An 18,212-nucleotide genomic window follows, 5' to 3' on the forward strand; every position below is an offset into this window, starting at 1 on the left:
GGCTGCCCGTTCAGGCAAGACTATCTACCCTGTCGCGTTCGGCGAGGAAGGTGTCCAGCAGGTCGAATAGCACTGTGAGGAAGTGGTTTTCCTGCTCGGCGCTCAGAGGTGTCGCGAAGTCCCGATCAGGCAACGCGATCTGCTCGATCTAGGCGATTCGAACGCCCTGTACTTCCAGGCAGGTCCCGAGGAAGAGAAAGACGGCCTGTTCGGCAGCTTGTGCGTGCAGTAGCACTCGTGCGGCGGGTCGGATGATCAGCGCGGCCGATAGACCAGAGTACGAGCGAGCAGTTCGAGTACCACCGCGACCGCGCACGTCTCCGACAGCATCAGCCCGATCAGCACCAGGATCTGCACCGCGCCCGCTTGGGCGGCGGAACCGCTGGTGAGCAGGACGCCGATGAAGGCACCGGGCAGGGTGACCAAACCGACCGTGCGCGCCTGGTCGACGCCGGGGATCAGCGCGTCGGTCACGGCGCCGGTAAGCACCACCATCCGAGCTGTCCGCTCGGTGAGACCGAGGCTCAACGCGGCCTCGACCTCGCCCCAGCGCTGATCGATCACGTCGAGTCCGCGTCGGGCGGCCAACGAGGTTGCGGTCATGGTGCCACCGAGCAGGATGCCGCCGATCGACACCAACGTCACGCCGTGTATCGGGACGACACCGCTGAGCAGTGTCGCGGGCAATACCGCGGCTATCCCCGTGGCGATGGCAAGTCCCAGCCAGATTCCCGACCAGGCGGCCTCTGCCCGCCGCATCGACGTGAATACGGCGGCGCCGAACATCACGAGCAGGACCAGTGCCGCCGACCACAGGTGACGCAGTGCCGCAGCCAGGACGAGAGCGATCACGCCGAGTTGCAGAACCGCCCGGATCGAGGCTCGCGGAACCACCAGTGGCGCACCCAGCCCGCAGATCCGGTACACCACGGCCGCCGCGAAGGCCATTGCCACGCACAGCACAATCAGCATGCTGCTCGGTGTCAGTACCATCTCTTAGCCTCGAACCTGTTGCGCGACGGCATGTTGGCGAAACTGTCGGATCGGAATCAGCCGGCCCTCGGCATCACCGGATCGCGACCGGGTAGACGGATCGGCTTCCTGGAGTATCCCCTGCGACGGCATGCACCAGAGGCAATTCCGCCGAAGGACCAACCGCTCGACGTCCCGCCGACACCTGGCCACGGGTGTCCCCGCCGACGTATTCGACCTTCGCCGGCGGAAGCAATTGCTCGAGCTCGGCGAGCGTGCCGTCGACGATGATGCGCCCCTTGTGCAGGATCGCGATCCGGTCGGCGAGTTGTTCGGCCTAGGCCAGATACTGCGTGGTGAGCACGACTGCCCCCGGTAGCGTGGATCTCGCCCTGGCGGTGAAATCCTCTGGGGGGGAGCCCAGAGCAGTGTCCCGGTCCGGCCCTCGAGACAGGCCGGGGCACGCTACCGTCGGGCGCATGTTCGCACTCGTCGTGAAATTCACGCTCATCGACCAGGCCGCCGCCGACGCCTTCGACCAGGTGGTCGCTGACCTCGTCGCCCAGATCACCGAGCATGAGCCCGGCACGCTGGTCTACGCCACGCACACCGTCGAGGGCGAACCGCTGTCGCGGCTCTTCTACGAGGTCTACGCCGACAAGGCGGCGTTCGAGGCGCACGAACAGCAGCCGCACACCCGTGCGTTCCTCGACGGCCGCGGCAAGTACGTCGAGTCGGCTCGTGTCGAGTTCCTGGGCGATGCGCCGGCGAAGGGCCTTCCCGCTTAGAGCCGTTCGGCGATTCCGAGTTATACGGCGTATCCGTGCACGCTGTCGACCGCGCGCGCTTCGGCGCGGGCGATCGCGCGGGTCGTCTCGTGGACCATCGGGTTGTAGCGGGTCTGCGCCGGTGAGATCCGCTTCGCGCTGAGCAGCGCGTCGAACGCGCGCCGCCGGTCGCCGTGCAGCAGGTAGGCGCGCGACAGGTCGATGTAGTGGTGCCCGACGCGCTCGCTGGGTGAGCCGTCCGGAATGACCGTCTCCCGCGCTTCGGCGAGGTGGTCATCGGCGAGCGCGCGGCGCCCGGACCGCGACGCGGCCAGACCGGACTGCAGGTGCAGGCCGCCCCACGCGATGAGGTCGTCGCGGGCGCCGGCGCCGAGCCGCGGCTCGATCAGCACGTTCAAGTATCCATCGCACGGTCGCTTCGATGGTGAAAGGCGTCTACGGCGGCTTCGACGGTGGGATAGAAGTGCGTCCCGTCGAACCGGTCACTGACACCGAAGCGAATGATCTTGTCCTTGATCGGCCCCTTCATCTCGGCGAAGACCAATCGAATTCCCTTGCCTGCCAAGTAATTGTCGAGATCGACGAGTTCGTCGACGGCCGTCGTATCGAGATCGGTGATGGGTTCTGCGGCGATGATGACCCATTCGACCGGGGACGGAGCGTTCGCGACGACCGAGCGTACGTATTCGTCGAAGATCTGTCCGTTGGCGAAGAACAAGGGCGCGTCGAACCGCACCAGCACCAGGCCCGCGATACGTTGGCCGTCGGGGTGACGCTCGATGTCGTGGTAGCCGGGACGGTCCTTCGTCTGGACGAGCTCGGTGCGATAGGGCTGCCAAGCTCGCGCGACCACCGCGACGAACGAAAGACCGATCGCGACGATGATCCCCTGCAACACGCCTACCAGCGCGACCCCGACGAAGGCGGCCGTCGCGAGCGCGAACTCCACCGAACTCATGTGCCACATCCGGACCATGCCGCGGACGTCGATCAACGCGGTGGCCGCGACGATGACGACGGCCCCGAGCGCGGCGTCGGGCAGATACGCGGTGAGTCCGGGGGCGAGCAGCACGAAGAGCAGAACGGAGATCGCGCCGACGACACACGCCAATTGCGTGTGGGCGCCGCTCTGTTCGGCGACCGGAGTTCGTGACCCGCTCGCGGAGACAGGAAATCCACCGAACAGTCCACCCGCCACATTGGCGACCCCGATCGCCTTCATCTCGGTGCTGCCGTCGACATCTTCCCCGTGCCGGGAAGCGAAGGTCCGCGACAGCACGCCGCTGTCGGCGAACGCGATCAGCGCGATCCCCGCCGCGGGTCCGATCAGGTGCCCGATGTCGGCCCAGCTGATGCCGCCGATGGAAGGCAGCGGCAGGCCTTCGGGCAGGGCACCGACCATCCCGATGTCGTCGGTGAGTCCGGCAGCGGCCGAGATCGCGATGGCGCCCGCGACCGCGACCAGCACCCCCGGCACCGCGGGCAGCCACCGGCGGAAGGCCAGGATGACAGCGAGCGAGCCGAGGCCGATAGCGGTCGCGATGGGATCGACATCGCTGCGGACCACGCTCTGCCCGATCTCGGCGATTTCGGCGAGCAGGCCGGTCGCATCGACGGAGAAGCCGAGCAGTTTGGGAAGTTGCCCGACGACGACGATGAGTGCGATCGCGTTCAGATAGCCGAGCCGGATGGGCTTGGACAGCAGTTCGGTGACGAACCCGAGACGAAGGAATCCACCGACGAGCAGAATGAGCCCGACGAGGACGGCAAGGACTCCCGCCAGGGCCAGCGCACGGTCGGGATCATCGACGGCGGCCAGTGGTAGCACCGCGGCCGCGATCAGCGGGGCGAGTGAGGAATCCGGGCCGAGAACAAGGATTCTGGACGGCCCGACCACCGCGTAGGCCAGCAGCGGCACGATGGTCGCGTAGAGCCCGGCGTACGCGGGAAGTCCCGCTGCTTCGGCGTAGCCCATACCGGCGGGGATCAACAGCGCGGTCAGGACGAGGCCCGCGGTGACATCGGCTCGCAGCCACGCACGGCGATATCCGCGGGCTGTCGCGATCCCGGGTAAGGCGGTCACGCGCTCCTTCCACGGCATGGTCGGGTTGTCTCAGCGTACTCGTGCCCGCGCGGGAAAGGCCGCCACCGGGGCCGACGGCTCGACGACGGCGTGCACCGTGTCCGTGGCAGCCATAGCGCGCCGTCCTTTTCTCGATCAGAGCACTTCAGCAGGTGGGGGAACCTCTAGATCGTAGCCATCGTCTCAGCGCTGTGTGGCCCCTCGCCGATGGCCACGATCGGGTAGACGCCGACAGCTTGCCGAGCGGCCTTCTCGACGAGCAGCGGAACGAAATCCCGGACGCGGGCGTCGGCGAATCGCTCGTGAATACGGCGAACCAGGAGCTCGATCTCCGCCGGTGATTCCGCGGGGAAACGGGCGATCAGGCGTTCTATCACCTGATCGATCTGCACAGATTCGTTGTCGTCTCGCATCACCCACCGCCTGCTCGCTCGGGACTCGCCGGTCGCGTCATCTCGCCCACTGGGAATCGTCGGCTCCGCACCCTTCGACGGTCAGGCGCGAGAGCACATCCACGACGTTCGCCGGGCCGCCGGCCAGCAGGGCACCGCGTTGCCGGACGGCGCCGTTGCCGCCGGCGAGAACTGCCGCCAGCGTGTCGGAGGTGAATTCGTAGTCACCGGATTCCTCCAGGGCAGGACGGACGTGGCGAAGCAATCGGGCGAGGGCATGGTGACGACCCGCGACGGCTGTGGGGAATCGAGTACTGGCGAGCCCGGCGCGGGCGGCGGAGCGGCACGCTGAGCGCAGGCGCGTTCGGGCGACAGGAACGGCGAGGTGCCCACGGCCGATGGCGGCGACCGAGGTGATGACGAGGGCCCGCGCCAGACTCGCCAACAGTGTGGTTTCCACGACGGTGGCGGGCACGTCGCTGATCCGGATCTCGATCGTCGGCAGATGATCGGACAATCGCACATCCCAATAGACCATCCCGGGGTCGAGAATCTGGCCGTCTTCGGCGAGTCCCGCGACGATGTCGTCGTAGTGCGCTGCTGACCGGAAATACGGTGGTGGGCCCGCGCTGGGCCACCGCTCCCACAGCATGTGGCGCCAACTGGCGTGCCCGGTGTCGATGCCCTCGGCGATCGGTGAATTCGCTGTCAACGCCAACAGCGTGGGCAGCCAACGACGCAGGTGATTGCTGACCTGCACCGCGAGGTCGCGCTCGGGGACGCAGACATGGACATGGCAACCGCAGGTCACCTGCTGGACCAGCGCCCCGAAGCATTCGGCCATGCGCTGGTATCTCGGCGTGTCGGTGATGGAACCGGCAGGCGGGCCCCAGATCGGAACCCCGACCGCCAGCGGAAGCGAACCGGACCGAGCCGCGGCGTCGATGATCGCGCCCCTGGCCCGCCGAACCTCGCGATGCACCGCCTCGATACTCGCGCAGACCGGAGTGCAGGTTTCGATCTGGCATTGCGAGAGTTCCAGCTGCACGTCGATGTCGGTCTCGGCTGCCGCCACGGTGGTGCTGGTCAGGGACGGGCGGCCGGTGGCCGGGTCGATCAGCACGAACTCTTCCTCCACACCGACGGTGAACGCGCGGACATCGTTGCGGTGCAACCGATCGCGTTGGTTGATCGACAGGGACGCCATCGTTCCTCCTGGTCGGCGCCTCGCCCACCGCTGGGCGAGCTATCGAGGAGACATCCGACGAGAACTCAGCGTTCGGGTCGCCAGGTGCAGACAGCCCAGATGACCACGACACTCAGCGCGATGATCACGATGGACCATGCCGGGTAGTACGGCAGGGACATGAAGTTCGCGATGATGACCAGCGCGGCGATTCCCAGCGCGCCGTACCGACCCCATGTCGATCCGATCGCGAGGCCGAGGCCACAGATCAAGGCGACGGCACCCAGCACGACATGAATCCAGCCCCACGTCGTGGTGTCGAACTCGTAGACGTATTCGATTCCGGCGACGTAGAACTTGTCGTCCACGATCGCGGAGATACCCTGCAGAATGGAGACCGCCGCCAAGATGACGAGCATGAACGCGGCCGCGATGGATATCCCCTCGGCGACGGCCTGCCGCTCGACGGGCTCTGCCCCGGGTGTGACGTCGGGCGTCGAAGACGTGTGTGCGGTCATGGTCGACTCCTCGGTGATGCTGAGGACCGCCCACTCGACACCAGGCAAATCCGCCGTTGAATGGATGCAGGTCCTGTCGGAAACTTCTACTTGTTCGAATCCATTTGTCAGTGGACCACCTGTGGTGGTTAGTCACGATAAGGGATGCCCCTTTTCCGTGCGCGACTGCTCGCTCGGTGTCGTGGCGCATCATCGAGAATCGTATGGCCCCGCGAAAGTATCTGCGGGGGTAAACTATCCGCATTCGTGGGGTTGCTCAGAGTTTACCGGAACGGATTCCTGTAAACAAGATGTGGCTGGACAAGACGTCGCGCAATCACGAGAGATGAGCGCGATCGGGCGGCCGACCGTGGACCGGCACAGATCGGCGGTCCCGAGGTGCCATCGTCCCACCCTCGACGGGCCGCACTCCACGTTGCTATCGGTTCGATAACCAGGCCACAGGATGGATTGTTCGGAAGAAACCGGTCGATTAGTATCCGAGCTGGCTCGATTCCATCCAAATTTCGCTGAGATCGTCAGATGACGGGTTCGAGCAGGGCCCGACGTCGCTGTCGATGGCGTCGGATATTCGACTGTGCAGGCGCACGCCACGGGCCAGACTCGGATTCACATTCGCCGACACCTGAGCTTCGAAGGCGACGAATCGCACAAACACTGCTGAACAATCTCGATCGTCGTGCCGGATTCTCTCACCGGTACCGCCGATGGCCGTCTACGGGCTCGCGTGCGTCTTCCTGTACTTGATCCCGGCGATCGTGTTCCTGCTGCCGACCTCACTGGTCTCCCCCGAACTGGCTCGGCTACCCGGGCAGGAACCGGTCTCGTCCGATGCGCAGGGCGGTGACGGTGGCCACGATCACACCTTGCGGGTCGCCTGTCGATCGCCGACGAAGTCGGCGCGCAAGTAGAGCTGCCCCAACGTTTCTGCGTGCTGGACGGTGAGGTCGATGAGCTCCCGCGCGCTGGCGTCGATCGCCCCGGCCTGCCAGGTGACCATCATCTCGAACCAGCCGCCGAGGAACATGATGGCACTGAGCCGAAAGGCTTTCGCGTCGATGTCTTTGCGGCCGTAGGGAATCGCCGCGTCGACGAAGACATCGGTCAACATGTGCAGCAGCTCGTGGCGGCGATGTTCGAGCACCCCGTTACCGGCATGATCACCGAAGAGAATCTGCGCTCGACGCGGGTCGTCAGCGACCCGATCGGTCACCAGCACGACACCTCGGCGCAGGATCGTGACCGGATGATCGCCGGTGGATTCGGCGAGCATCGCGGTCAGATCGGCCAGGACGCCATCGCGTTCCTCGTCCCAGATGGCGGCCAACAGGGCTTCCCGGTCCTCGAAACTGCCCCAGAAATAGCGGTCGGCGATCTTCGTCCGGGCACATACCTGACGCATCGTGACCGCAGCCCAACCGGACTCGACCCAGATGTCCTTGGCAGCGTCGACCAGCTTGTCGCGGCGTTCGGCCTGCCGCTCGTCGGCCGTTCGGCCGCCCCACAGCCGCTCAGAGTTCGGCATGGTTCCATCTTGACAAGTCGCAGCCGCCCTTCTCTAATTTGTAGGCATCCGCCTAAATTGTTGACACCTGCCAACAACCTATCGGGCGGTCGTTCGGCTCGCAACGTCGCGAAAGGAGCGCTGATGTACCGCACTCTTGTGCACGGACTCGAGCGCCGCGCAGCGCAGGTTCTCGACCTGTACCCAGCCACCTCTCGACCATTGGCGGCACCCCCTCCCGACTCCGGCCTGCTGCCGGTTCCAGGCGATCCCGGAGCCCCGCTCCTCGGGCGAACTCTGACGATGCTGACCGAGCCGCTGGAAGGAGCTCGCGCCGTCATCGACAAGTACGGCGCAGTGTCCTGGACCAATCTGCTGGGGCGCCCGTACGTGCTGGCTACCGGACCCGAGGCGCTCGAAGCGCTGTGGATGAACCGGGACAAGGCGTTCTCCAGCGAGAAGGGCTTCGAGTGGGCGATCGGACCGTTCTTCCGCCGGGGCGTTCTGCTGCTGGACTTCGAGGAGCACACGCACCATCGGCGAATCCTGCAGCAAGCGTTCACCCGCCAACGCCTGATCAGCTACCTCGAACTACTGAAGCCGGGCATCGAGCGGGAACTCGACGCATGGCAGCCCGGCGCGGACTTCCCGGCATATTCCCACGTCAAGGCCATGCTGCTGCATCTGGCGTCCGAGGTCTTCGTCGGCACCGAGCTCGGCGCGGAGTCGGCGAAGATCGAGCAGGCCTTCGTGTCCACCCTCGAGGGTGGACAAGCCCTTGTCCGCACCAATGTGCCCGGCGGCAAATGGTCCCGCGGCCTCCGTGGCCGCCGCACGTTGCAGAAGTACTTCCGCGAGCAACTGCCCGCCAAACGGGCCGGGAACGACAACGATCTGTTCAGCGTGCTGTGCCGAGCCCGCAGCCAGGACGGCCGCGCCTTCACCGATGACGACGTGGTCAACCACATGATCTTCACCCTCATGGCCGCACATGACACCAGCGCGCTCGCGCTGTCGATGTTCATCATGCTGCTCGGCAAGCATCCACAGTGGCAGCAGCGGCTGCGCGCGGAGTCGATCGCGCTGGGAAAACCGGTCCTGGACTACGACGACATCGAGCAGCTGGCATCGATGGACCTCGCCTTCAGGGAAACACTCCGCATGTACGCGCCGGCGGGGACGCTGTTCCGGCAGGCTATCCGGGACACCGAGTTGCTCGGCTACCACATTCCCGCAGGCACCGACGTCATGATCGGAGCGTTCCCGACCATGCGCAACGAGCGTTGGTGGGCTCGTCCGGATGAGTTCGATCCCGAACGCTTCGCCGAGCATCGCCGTGAAGATCGCTCTCACAAGATGGCCTGGGCACCGTTCGGCGGTGGCGCACACAAGTGCATCGGCCTGTATTTCGGTGGCATGACGGTCAAGTCGGTGATGCATCGACTGTTGCTGAATTTCGAGTGGAGCGTGCCCGCCGACTACGAACCACCACTGGCCTGGGGCACCGGACCGATCCCGATGGACGGCGGCCCGATCACCCTGCGCAGGCGCACAGCCGGAACACCTCCTGGGAACGTGACATGACCAGGCTCATCGCGGCCACCCAGCAGCCAGTTCAGCCCGTGATCCGCCTGAGCGGGACGGAGCGATCTTCCCAGGTCGCCTGACGGGATCGGCGGCATCGAAACGGCCGGGTGAGCGGGTCGCGTGAGTCGACATGCCGCTCGCACCTCCGCTACCGGTGGTTTCGCCTGCGCGCGGTCCAGTACGCGAAAGCTCCCGATGAATGGGATACCCCGCATTTGATTCGGGCAAATAGCTGCTTCTGTGAGTCGCGACACCCCAAGTTCCGGTTCTTCGGCATACCTGAAGTGGCGTTCGCCACGATGAAAGGCATTCTCACCCATGCGAATCCGATCTCTTCGATTGTCCAGTGCGGTGATGGCGGCCGCGGTCGCGGCCACAACCGCTACCACCGGCGTCGCGTCCGCCGATATCGACTTCGGAAGTTCCGGCAGCAGCTCTGGCAGCAGCGGCGACATGGTCATCACCCTGGTGCGCCATGCCGAGTCCCTCGGCAACACCTCCGGCCTGATCGACACCAAGGTGCCCGGACCCGACCTGACCTCACGCGGCCGAACACAGGCAGACAATCTGGCCATCCAGCTGGCCGACAAGAATTACGATTGCGCCTTCGCGTCCAACATGGTGCGTACCGAGCAGACTGCGGCACCGACCGTTGCCAAGCAGGACCTGAGCCTTAACATTCAGCCCGGTTTCCGGGAGATCGAGGCAGGCCAGTACGAGGGCACGCCGGAGGCCGAGGCGCTGTCCGGGTACCTACAGGCGCCGATCAAGTGGCTCTCCGGCGACCTGAACGCACGGATTCCAGGCTCCATCGACGGCAACGAGTTCGACGGCCGCGTCGATCAGGCACTGCTCGAAGTGCAGCGCCGCGGCTGCGCCAACCCGGTGATCTTCTCGCACGGCGGCACCATCATGTTCTGGTCGATGATGAACGCCGACAACGCCGACAAGAGCAAACTCGGCACCGATCCGATGCGCAACGGCGGCCGCGTCGTCCTCGAGGGCAGCCCGCAGAAGGGCTGGACGATTGTCGAGTGGGTCGGCCACCCGGACCTGGGCTGATTCACCCTTCCGCGCCCCGGATGTCACCGACACAATCGATGGCACTGGGGCGCGGTTGCATCTCAGCCCAGGGTTCCCCATGGCGCAGTCGTCCACCGCACCCGATGGGATCACCGTCGTCGAACTGGTCGCCCGCGGAAGGTTCCCGCACCAGCGGCTGCTGCGCCAATGATCACGCGCCGACGAAGGCGCTGTCGCCCAAGCACTCTCGGCCACCGTCACCGCGGACCTGTCGACCGCCTGGTCGACGAACCTACGACCCTACCTCCGTTCACACCCGATGCGCCGGAGCACATCCCCGAACCTCATGCCGCAGATCGTCTGATGGCCATGACCGTCGCAGGGCGGGGCGTTACTGCGGTCAGGAGGGTGTATCGGTCACCGAAACACGTGGCGGCGAATCCAGCGTCCTGGCTGTATCTCGTCGAGACCGAGGTCGGTGTGGAGGAGGCGAGACTTTCCGACTACCTGAGTTCTCAGCTGTGGCACGAGTTGCAAGAAAAGCAGCTGGTCGAGACATACCCTGCCGGGGCTGTTCTACCGACCTATCATTCTGCCGCGTTGGCAGCATCGAAGCTGCTCTAGCCCTGAACAATTGAGCAAGAGGCGCTGCCCCTCAGCCCACGCAATCCACCCTGCGCGCTCATGCCGATTATCGAGTGGTGGGCGCCGAACGAGCGTTGATACCGTGCAAGCGTTCGACGATCAGTGATTACGAAGGGGGCGTATATGCCCGTGGTGCGGCGCTTCTGGATCGAATTCGATCGAGGCCACGAGTCAGCCCTCTGGTGGATCGCGCCGTATGCCGGTGTCACCGGCTACGACGAGCAGGACTGTCTGGCAATGGTGGCGAATAACCGCTCATGCCGCCTACCGCGCTGAGCCAAGCGGCCACGTCGTGGTAGCTGGCCGGCCAGACCGGTTGCGGCTCAGAATATCCGGTGGTGCCGATCAGCGGATCTCGACCACCACTTTGCCCAGGGCGCGTCCCGCACCGACGTGGGCCAGCGCGTTCGCGGTCTCGTCGAGGGGGAAATTGCGGTCGATGTGGATACCGATCCGTCCCGCGACACACGACTCCGCGAGGGGTGTGAAGTGCGCGGGCCCTTCCTTCACCGCGAGGACCCCGAGCTTGCGGCCGGTCACCATTCCGGCGACCACGCCGACCGTCGTCAACCGCAGCAACGCGCGCGTGGTGCCGCCGACGCAGCGGTACCGGCCACCACGCGCGACCGACCTGCGATAGGCGAAGACCGACCGGTGGGCGACGAGGTCGAGTACCCGGTCGTACGGTCCGGTTCGGGTGAAGTCCTCAGCGCGATAGTCGATGACCTCGTCGGCGCCGAGCGTGCGCATGAACGCCAGTTTGGCGGCGTTGTCCACCCCGGTCACATGCGCCCCGGCACTCTTGGCCAACTGGATAGCAAACGCTCCGGACCCGCCGCCCGCTCCGTTGATCAACACCGACATGCCGGCGGTGATGCCGGCCGTGCCCTGCAGTGCTATCGCCCCCGCCTGTGGCAGCGTCGACGCCTCGGCGAAGCTCAGCGACACCGGTTTGTGGGCCAGCGCCGATTCAGGAACCACCGCATACTCCGCGAACCCACCCTTGAGCATGAGATTGTCGCCGTAGACCTCGTCACCCGGCGCGAACAGCGTGGCCTCGGAGCCGACGACTTCGACCCGTCCGGCGATATCGGATCCGAGAACCGGGCGTCCGGGTGCCCGGAGCCCGCCGATACGCGAATACAGCGGCGTCCCCCGCAATGTCTCCCAGTCGGAGAGGTTGATCGACGTCGCGTGCACCTGGACGAGCACCTGTTTCGGCCCTGGGGAAGGCGCTGGGACCTCCACGACCGACAGCACCTCGGGGCCGCCGTAGTGGTCGTACACGACGGCCCTCATGTGATTCCAGCACCGAGGATCGAGCGACAGCCTGACACACGACATACTCTAGTCGGCGGGCCGCCCCGCGACCGGCGAACTGTGCGTCGGCCTTGTCCTGTGCCCAGGTCAACGCGTCGGTGGCCGCACGGCGGAGCGGCTGCTACCGGCCACGCAGGCGAGCACGCGCGCCTGCGATGATCGTGATGATCATGACCGTCATAACCTGCAGCGCGGTGAGTGGAAGTGCAGGGGGTGACTGCGCGGGTGCGGCGTACTCGACTGGGGGCTGCGGCAGCGGCAGCGGCGGGATCGCTGCGGGGATCGCTGGGATCACCTCGGGCAATCGCACTGGGATAGGCACGACGGCCGGTGCCACCGCTGCCGGTGGAATGGTCAGGGGGATACCGGGTTCCGGCGGACCCGGGACCGATAGCAACAGCGCGCAGGTCAGCAGGGCGCTGCCGGTCGCGGCGCTGCCGACCGCCACACTGCCCGCACCGGCCGAGCCGGAGCCGACGATTCCGCTGGAACCGGGGCCGATCAGGCTCGAGCCCAAGCCGCTACCGGTGACGATGCCGGACCCCAGCGCGGCGCTGCCGACTGCCGCGCTGCCGACGCAGGCGGGAAGCACATGATCGGGGTTGGGGAGCAGCAGGCCGCCGAGCGTGCCCGGGGCGGCGGTCGGAGTCGTCAGTGCCGTACCAGGCGCGCGATCGGATGGCGTGGGATCCACGGCGGTTGGATCGATCATCGCGGTGCCACTGGGAGTGCTCGGGCCGATGCCGAGAGCTTGCGCGGCCGCCGGATTCGGGACCATCCCCGCCGAGCTGCCGGTCGGCGCCGCCGACCAGCCCGGTCCACTCGCGAGGCTGCTGCCGGTGCCGAGCCCCAGCTCCTGCCCGTCTGATTGTCCGTCGCTCGGGGCGGCCACGGTGCCCGGAGCCGCACTGCCGCTGATGATCTGGTCGATCGCCGGAATTCCCGGGGAAGCCGCGGCGAGCGGTGCATGGACGACAAGCAGAGTTGCAGCCACCGATCCTGCCGCGAATCCTTGTACTGTTCTTCGTCTTCCGCCCACCGTGCCTCCAAACACCCAGTACTGATCGCTGTTTGATCCGGTCAACGAGGAATATCGCCGCTGGGCGACGATTCCGCGGCAAGGTGCTGGAAGCGTGCGAGCGCGAGTTCGTAGGCGTCCTTGGCGACGTGGTTACCCCCGGCGAACGGCCGATCCAGTTGATAGACAGCCACAATGACCGCACCGATCACCAGACCGAACAACCCGGTCATGAGGATGCTGCGCTTGGTGACCACCACACCGGAGAAGACGGTGCCGAACAACAGCATGGCAGTGGCGAACCACAGGGCGATGTAGAGGAAACCGGGCAACCGATAACCGGCGTCCAGGCCACGGTCGAAGCGGGCCTCGGTGATCGCCGCAACGGCGGTGGCAGTATCGTCCTGGTCCGCCTTCGCCTCCGCGGTGGCGGTAGGCACGGAATTCACCGCCTCCCGCAGATCATCCAGCGTTGCCTGCGTGGACGGACTCAGCCGGCGCTGTTCGTCCATGATCTGCCACTCCTCGTTGATCACCTGCCGGGTGTAGGCCGTCACGAGGGTTTGGATCTTCTCACGATCCGGCTCGGGCATGCTGTTCGCGGACTCGTACACGCTCACCAGGGCCTTGCCCTCCGACACGGTGTGCGCATGCGAGGTGTCGTACTGCTGCCACAGAATCACCACCACGAACGCCACGATGGCGGCGAAGAACATGTTGACCATGTCCAGCATCATCGAACCAGCACCCGAATCGTCGTCGTGCCGCCACGATTCGGGCCGCACCCGATCCCCCAGCACCAAGATCCCCACCGCGACGCCCACGAAGAGCGCCAATACCGCCAGCTGCAACAGAATTCCTAGCATTCCGCGACTCCGTTCCTGCCGGGGGGTGGAAGCGATCACAGGGTATTCGCGGTGGCCGGGCGGATGGATGGCGATCCGATTCCCTTTCACCCCAACGATTTACGACCGACTGGTCGCTTTCGGGGCGCTGCCGCCGCGCCAACCAACTCCGTGCCCACTCGAGGTTCATCCCACCCCGAGCGCTGGGCACTCCGCTCACAAGCCGAAGCCAGAAGCAGGAACACTCCCCCGACCGCGGGTGGGTCGTGCGGCCCGGTGGCCCCGTCACCGGATCTGAAATGAAACTGTGTCTGAAAGTGTCGGCGAAACCGACGGCGAGTGGCGAGAATTGGCCCGACGGTTCGGCGCGACTCACCACCTGCCGCATCGTCACGACTCCCTTCGGCAACAGAGGAATTGGACGATGAACAGGTTGTCGAGATCCGCCGCGGCGACGTTGGTTGCCGCCGTCGTCGCGACCGGGACCGCGGCGGCCGGCGTCGCGCGGGCGGAATCGCCGGGCGCGCAGCCCTGCACCCCGTACACCGCAGTTTTCGGGCCGGGGACCTGGGAGACCACGCTGGGCGCCGATCCTGAGGTGCCCGTCGGCATGCTCCGGCCCGTCGGCGATGGCCTGCGACGGCAGTTCGGCCGTGACATCTCGGTGCTCTATGCCCCTTATGCCGCAAGCGCTTTCGACCAGGGTATGAGCTACGCGGAGTCCCTGAGCACCCTGGAATCCGGCTTGCGCCAGATGCTGCGCGGCCTGTGCAGCTCGACGCGGGTCATCCTCGCCGGCTACAGCCAGGGCGCGGACGGCATCGGCGATCTCGCCACCGAGATCGGCAACGGCGACGGTCCCATCGATGCCGATCGAGTGGTCGGTGTCGGACTACTGGCCGATCCGCATCGTGACCCGAATACCACACTCTCCCTGGGAAATCCGCAGCCCGGCCGAGGCATAGCCGGAACGCGAAGCCGGGATTTCGGCGCGTTGAGCGATCGGGTTCGCACCCTGTGTGCCGACGGCGACCTGTACTGCTCCCTCGATGCCGCCACCTCGCCGTTCCTCGCCGTGTTGGGCAGGGTCCTGAGCGGTGATCCCACACCGATCGCGAACTTCCTCCCCGCCACGGCCGATCCCAGCAACCTGATCGCGCAAGCCGTCACCATGGGCGCGGGCTGGACCGCCACCGCGGCGAACCTGCCTACCATTCTCGACAACCTCACCCGCCTCCCGGAGTTCATCGCGGCGGGTGACATTCGCGGTGCGCACCAGACCGCGCGTGACCTGAACGTTGACCTGGCCCCGTTGGTCCAGGCCGCCGCGGGTGTAGACCGAGTCCTGGTCGCCCAGGTCATCCGCGCAGCCGCCGCCGTCGACCCCTCTGGTCGGACCGCAGGCGTCAGCGTCATCGCCGACGCCCTGATGCACATCGATTTTCTGAGCATCGCCGACAGGGTCGGCCAGATTCAGGAAATCCTCTGGCGTGCGGTCGAATCCCTCGATCGCAACGACCCCATCGCCGCCGCCGCCGACCTGGCGACCTTGGCCGTCACCGGCGCCGACCTCACCGGCTCCGTGCTCGGCCCCGTCGCCGCAGGCATCCGAGCCGACCTCCACGCAACCACCCGAACCCTGCTCAGCATCACCGACCCCGCCACCGTCGATGAGCTCGTCCAACTGGGCCGCCAAGGCGTGGACATGGCCAACTTCTACGCCTCCGCCGCCCACATCGACTACGGCGACGACGTCCCCATCCTCCTGAGCTACCTGAGCTCCCAGGTCGTTTCATAGCCTTGGCGGCCCGTGGGATGGACGCGGACCCGACTCAGCGCGCCGAGGCGATCTCCGTCGCGGGGACGACACTGCGCAGGGCATCGACGACGGTGTCGATCAGCGCGTCGGCGCGTTCGGGCGAGAACAGGCCATCGATGTAGCCGAGATTCAACGACAACTCGCTGGTGCCCAGGCCGACGGTCAGCATCATGAGACCGCTGATCGACATGCCGGAGACGAATTCGGCGCCCGAGATCTCCCAGTCACCGATGCGGGCGGGGAAATCGCGGGTGTCGAGCGAGGTCAGGCACAGGTTGCCCGGACCGCGGGCGTCCAGTAGCCCGACCACCTTGTCCGGGTGTGCCGGTGTCTCGGGCAGCATGAAGCCGATTCCGCCCAGGTTGGCCAGGTGCTGGCGCTGTTCGATCCGGCGCGCGAAGTCGGCGGCGAACGCGATGGCCGTCAACCACAGTGGTTGGCCCGCCGGCGTCGGCAGGGCGATCATCGCCTGATAGGCACCGGTGTGGGCGGGGGTCAGCGGCCGGTCGAGCTGCTCGCGGAACAGTACCGAGACGCCGACCGGGAAATGGGCGTCCGGCGCACCGGCATCGCTACCGGCGGCCCGCGCCAGCGCGGCGGCGACCAGACTCGACAGGGGCACCGCACGCTCGTCACAGGCGGCCAGGAGCGCCTGGTACTCGGTCCCGTCCAGCACTCGCCGCGTCAGCTTGGTGAAACGCTGCGTCGGCGCCACATCGGCACCGGCGCCGAGCCGCACCGGCTTGACCCGGAGATCACGCACCCCGTCGACCGCGAGGCGGGCGATGGCCTTGCGCTTGCCGCGCCAGCCGTGGAAAGGCTTGGGGAACAGGGCTTCCGGTGCGGGCGGGGCAGGCACCTCGGCGACCCAGCCACCCGCGCCGGCGGCGAGCTCGAGCACCTGCCGGGCGAACGACAGCACGGTGACCGCGTCGGCGATGGTGTAGGTGGAGGTCAGCACGAGATCGTGGACGTGGGGGGCGACGGTGATCAGGGTGGCCCGCAGCAGCGGTGCCTCCGCGTCGAATCGGGTCCGCAACTCGGCGTCGGCCTCGGCGACCCAGTCACCGGACGCTACCTCGCGCAACGGAATCGGGCGCAGCGCGACCGGAACGAACCGTGGATCGCGGCCGCCGTCGCTGCGCACCACGGCGTGCAGCATCGGGTGGCGCCGGACCAGAGCCGCCAGACCGGCGCGCACCGCGTCCGCGTCGAGATCGCCGGTGACGCGCACTCGCGACACGATGTGCAGGGGCGCCACCTGGTCCACGGTCCAGTGCCAGCGTTCCAGCGTGGACAACGGCCGCGGCAGCGCGGCCACCGGCGCGGGATCGCCCAGGCCCGGCCAGGTCATCGGCTCGGCCAGACTCGCCTGCAGCTTGGCCTCGTTGCCCTTGGCGATGAAGCTGTCGCGAATCGCGATCACCGCGCGATTGCGGGTCTGTTCGAGTCGGCCGAGCTTGCGGGAACCGTCGACGAGCATGGTGGTGCGCGGAATCCGCCGCTGCTCGTAGACCCGCAGCGCGGTCTCGGCGTCGTCGTGGGTGGCCAGCGCGTGCGCGAGCACCACGGCGTCCTCGATCGCCGAGTTCGCGCCCTGGCCCAGGCTGGGCAGCATCGGGTGGGCGGCGTCGCCGAGCAGGGTCACCCGGCCGCGACCCCAGGCGGTCAGCGGTGGCCGGTCCTGCGCGGGCAGTGCGAGAATGTCCGATTCCAGGGTGGCCGTGATGATTTCGGTGATCTCCGGTGCCCAGCTCGCGAATCTGCGCAGCAGGTCGTCTTTGCCGTGCCGCCAGTCGGCGGCCTGCTCGGCGGTCGTGGTCATGGTGGCCCACCAGTAGACGTTGCCGTGCCCGATGTCGTGGATGCCGAAGCGCATGCCCCGGCCCCAGTAGTGGATCGAAGCACCCGGTTCGATCGCCGGATGGGCGAACGGCACCAGTGCCAGCCAGCAAACGAACTTGCCCGGTCGAGGAGCCTGCGATCCGTGCAGCTGAGCACGGATCGCGGAGTTGATGCCGTCCGCGCCGACGAGGACATCGGCGGAAAGAACACGGCCGTCGGCGAATTCGACCTGCACCGCGTCGGCGGTCTCGGTGAAGCCGACCGCCTCGGCGCCCAGCTCGACCCGCAAGTCCTCGCCGCAGGCCGCCAGCAACACATCGTGCAGGCTCTTGCGGCTGACCGCGACGGCGGGCGCGCCCAGCTCGGCATCGATGGTCGCCACGTCGACGCGCCGCAGGTCCGAGCCGTCTGGTCGGCGGAAGGTAAACGATCGGGCCTGTCCGCCGACGCGGAGCAGCTCCTCATCGATGCCGAGATCAAGGGTGCGCAATGCGTTCATCGCGTTCGACTGCACCGACAGCCCGAATCCGGCCGCGCGCAGTTCGGGGCCGCGCTCGCACAGCACGACATCGATTCCGGCCCGGCGCAGGGCCGCGGCGGCGGTGAGTCCGCCGATTCCGGCGCCGACCACAAGTGCCGACTTGGCGGGAGAGATCACTGGATTTCC

16 protein-coding genes and 1 pseudogene are annotated in these 18,212 nt (G+C 66.8%); 5 read left to right on the plus strand and 12 right to left on the minus strand.

Going from position 1 to position 18,212, the window contains the following annotated elements; translation table 11 throughout:
* Positions 1-82 precede the first annotated feature (82 nt).
* Positions 83-232 (plus strand): hypothetical protein, encoded by a 150-nt coding sequence (locus tag ACWF9G_RS06875; RefSeq protein WP_452514211.1) that lies wholly within the window; start codon positions 83-85, stop codon positions 230-232.
* A 23-nt stretch (positions 233-255) separates the two neighbouring features.
* Here the strand turns inward: ACWF9G_RS06875 and ACWF9G_RS06880 are convergent, their stop codons facing one another.
* Together ACWF9G_RS06880 and ACWF9G_RS06885 are read right to left on the minus strand one after the other, a co-directional pair.
* The gene (locus ACWF9G_RS06880; protein WP_452514212.1) at positions 256-972 is read right to left on the minus strand and encodes an ABC transporter permease; all 717 of its coding nucleotides are present in this window, start codon (positions 970-972) and stop codon (positions 256-258) included.
* A 226-nt stretch (positions 973-1,198) separates the two neighbouring features.
* Positions 1,199-1,339: pseudogene (locus ACWF9G_RS06885) on the minus strand (ABC transporter ATP-binding protein); the annotation flags it as partial.
* A gap of 112 nt (positions 1,340-1,451) precedes the next feature.
* On the opposite strand from ACWF9G_RS06885, the gene ACWF9G_RS06890 reads away from it, so the two are divergent.
* The gene (locus ACWF9G_RS06890; protein ID WP_452514214.1) at positions 1,452-1,760 is read left to right on the plus strand and encodes a putative quinol monooxygenase; all 309 of its coding nucleotides are present in this window, start codon (positions 1,452-1,454) and stop codon (positions 1,758-1,760) included.
* A gap of 20 nt (positions 1,761-1,780) precedes the next feature.
* Here the strand turns inward: ACWF9G_RS06890 and ACWF9G_RS06895 are convergent, their stop codons facing one another.
* The 6 genes from ACWF9G_RS06895 to ACWF9G_RS06920 all read right to left on the minus strand — a co-directional run bounded on the left by ACWF9G_RS06895 (position 1,781) and on the right by ACWF9G_RS06920 (position 7,464).
* Positions 1,781-2,158, minus strand: coding sequence for a hypothetical protein (locus tag ACWF9G_RS06895; protein WP_452514215.1), 378 nt, complete (start codon positions 2,156-2,158; stop codon positions 1,781-1,783).
* Positions 2,155-3,843, minus strand: coding sequence for a SulP family inorganic anion transporter (locus ACWF9G_RS06900; RefSeq protein ID WP_452514217.1), 1,689 nt, complete (start codon positions 3,841-3,843; stop codon positions 2,155-2,157). Before ACWF9G_RS06900 ends, ACWF9G_RS06895 begins: the two co-directional genes overlap by 4 nt.
* A gap of 164 nt (positions 3,844-4,007) precedes the next feature.
* Positions 4,008-4,256: a three-helix bundle dimerization domain-containing protein gene (locus ACWF9G_RS06905; protein WP_452514219.1), complete on the minus strand. Its 249-nt coding sequence runs from the start codon at positions 4,254-4,256 to the stop codon at positions 4,008-4,010.
* Between the two features lie 37 nt (positions 4,257-4,293).
* The gene (locus ACWF9G_RS06910; protein WP_452514220.1) at positions 4,294-5,442 is read right to left on the minus strand and encodes a carboxylate-amine ligase; all 1,149 of its coding nucleotides are present in this window, start codon (positions 5,440-5,442) and stop codon (positions 4,294-4,296) included.
* A 65-nt stretch (positions 5,443-5,507) separates the two neighbouring features.
* Positions 5,508-5,939, minus strand: a complete 432-nt coding sequence (locus ACWF9G_RS06915) for a DUF7144 family membrane protein (RefSeq protein WP_452514222.1) — start codon at positions 5,937-5,939, stop codon at positions 5,508-5,510.
* An 859-nt stretch (positions 5,940-6,798) separates the two neighbouring features.
* Positions 6,799-7,464, minus strand: a complete 666-nt coding sequence (locus tag ACWF9G_RS06920) for a TetR/AcrR family transcriptional regulator (protein WP_452514224.1) — start codon at positions 7,462-7,464, stop codon at positions 6,799-6,801.
* A 123-nt stretch (positions 7,465-7,587) separates the two neighbouring features.
* Here ACWF9G_RS06920 and ACWF9G_RS06925 point away from each other — a divergent pair, with 123 nt between their 5' ends.
* Complete coding sequence (locus ACWF9G_RS06925) at positions 7,588-9,027, plus strand: cytochrome P450 (protein ID WP_452514226.1); 1,440 nt, start codon at positions 7,588-7,590, stop codon at positions 9,025-9,027.
* Positions 9,028-9,384: 357 nt separating this feature from the next.
* Positions 9,385-10,092 (plus strand): histidine phosphatase family protein, encoded by a 708-nt coding sequence (locus tag ACWF9G_RS06930; protein ID WP_452514228.1) that lies wholly within the window; start codon positions 9,385-9,387, stop codon positions 10,090-10,092.
* Between the two features lie 951 nt (positions 10,093-11,043).
* Here ACWF9G_RS06930 and ACWF9G_RS06935 read toward each other — a convergent pair.
* The 3 genes from ACWF9G_RS06935 to ACWF9G_RS06945 all read right to left on the minus strand — a co-directional run bounded on the left by ACWF9G_RS06935 (position 11,044) and on the right by ACWF9G_RS06945 (position 13,902).
* Positions 11,044-11,997, minus strand: coding sequence for an NAD(P)-dependent alcohol dehydrogenase (locus tag ACWF9G_RS06935; protein WP_452514230.1), 954 nt, complete (start codon positions 11,995-11,997; stop codon positions 11,044-11,046).
* A 142-nt stretch (positions 11,998-12,139) separates the two neighbouring features.
* A complete protein-coding gene (locus ACWF9G_RS06940; protein WP_452514232.1) occupies positions 12,140-13,012 on the minus strand; it encodes a hypothetical protein in 873 nt (290 codons plus the stop codon).
* Between the two features lie 86 nt (positions 13,013-13,098).
* Positions 13,099-13,902 (minus strand): bestrophin-like domain, encoded by an 804-nt coding sequence (locus tag ACWF9G_RS06945; RefSeq protein WP_452514234.1) that lies wholly within the window; start codon positions 13,900-13,902, stop codon positions 13,099-13,101.
* Positions 13,903-14,305: 403 nt separating this feature from the next.
* Here ACWF9G_RS06945 and ACWF9G_RS06950 point away from each other — a divergent pair, with 403 nt between their 5' ends.
* Positions 14,306-15,679: a cutinase family protein gene (locus ACWF9G_RS06950; protein ID WP_452514236.1), complete on the plus strand. Its 1,374-nt coding sequence runs from the start codon at positions 14,306-14,308 to the stop codon at positions 15,677-15,679.
* A gap of 34 nt (positions 15,680-15,713) precedes the next feature.
* Here the strand turns inward: ACWF9G_RS06950 and ACWF9G_RS06955 are convergent, their stop codons facing one another.
* On the minus strand, positions 15,714-18,203 hold the full coding sequence (locus tag ACWF9G_RS06955) for an FAD-dependent monooxygenase (RefSeq protein WP_452514238.1): 2,490 nt from the start codon (positions 18,201-18,203) through the stop codon (positions 15,714-15,716).
* Positions 18,204-18,212: the final 9 nt, after the last annotated feature.

It is taken from the genome of Nocardia sp. NPDC055029 (assembly GCF_053608525.1).

Bases quoted from the DNA above. Each gene is read 5' to 3' on its own strand.
- ACWF9G_RS06880 (WP_452514212.1), bottom strand. From the start codon at position 972: ATGCTGATTGTGCTGTGCGTGGCAATGGCCTTCGCGGCGGCCGTGGTG.
- ACWF9G_RS06890 (WP_452514214.1), top strand. From the start codon at position 1,452: ATGTTCGCACTCGTCGTGAAATTCACGCTCATCGACCAGGCCGCCGCC.
- ACWF9G_RS06905 (WP_452514219.1), bottom strand. From the start codon at position 4,256: ATGCGAGACGACAACGAATCTGTGCAGATCGATCAGGTGATAGAACGC.
- ACWF9G_RS06910 (WP_452514220.1), bottom strand. From the start codon at position 5,442: ATGGCGTCCCTGTCGATCAACCAACGCGATCGGTTGCACCGCAACGAT.
- ACWF9G_RS06915 (WP_452514222.1), bottom strand. From the start codon at position 5,939: ATGACCGCACACACGTCTTCGACGCCCGACGTCACACCCGGGGCAGAG.
- ACWF9G_RS06920 (WP_452514224.1), bottom strand. From the start codon at position 7,464: ATGCCGAACTCTGAGCGGCTGTGGGGCGGCCGAACGGCCGACGAGCGG.
- ACWF9G_RS06925 (WP_452514226.1), top strand. From the start codon at position 7,588: ATGTACCGCACTCTTGTGCACGGACTCGAGCGCCGCGCAGCGCAGGTT.
- ACWF9G_RS06930 (WP_452514228.1), top strand. From the start codon at position 9,385: ATGGCGGCCGCGGTCGCGGCCACAACCGCTACCACCGGCGTCGCGTCC.
- ACWF9G_RS06935 (WP_452514230.1), bottom strand. From the start codon at position 11,997: ATGAGGGCCGTCGTGTACGACCACTACGGCGGCCCCGAGGTGCTGTCG.
- ACWF9G_RS06945 (WP_452514234.1), bottom strand. From the start codon at position 13,902: ATGCTAGGAATTCTGTTGCAGCTGGCGGTATTGGCGCTCTTCGTGGGC.
- ACWF9G_RS06950 (WP_452514236.1), top strand. From the start codon at position 14,306: ATGAACAGGTTGTCGAGATCCGCCGCGGCGACGTTGGTTGCCGCCGTC.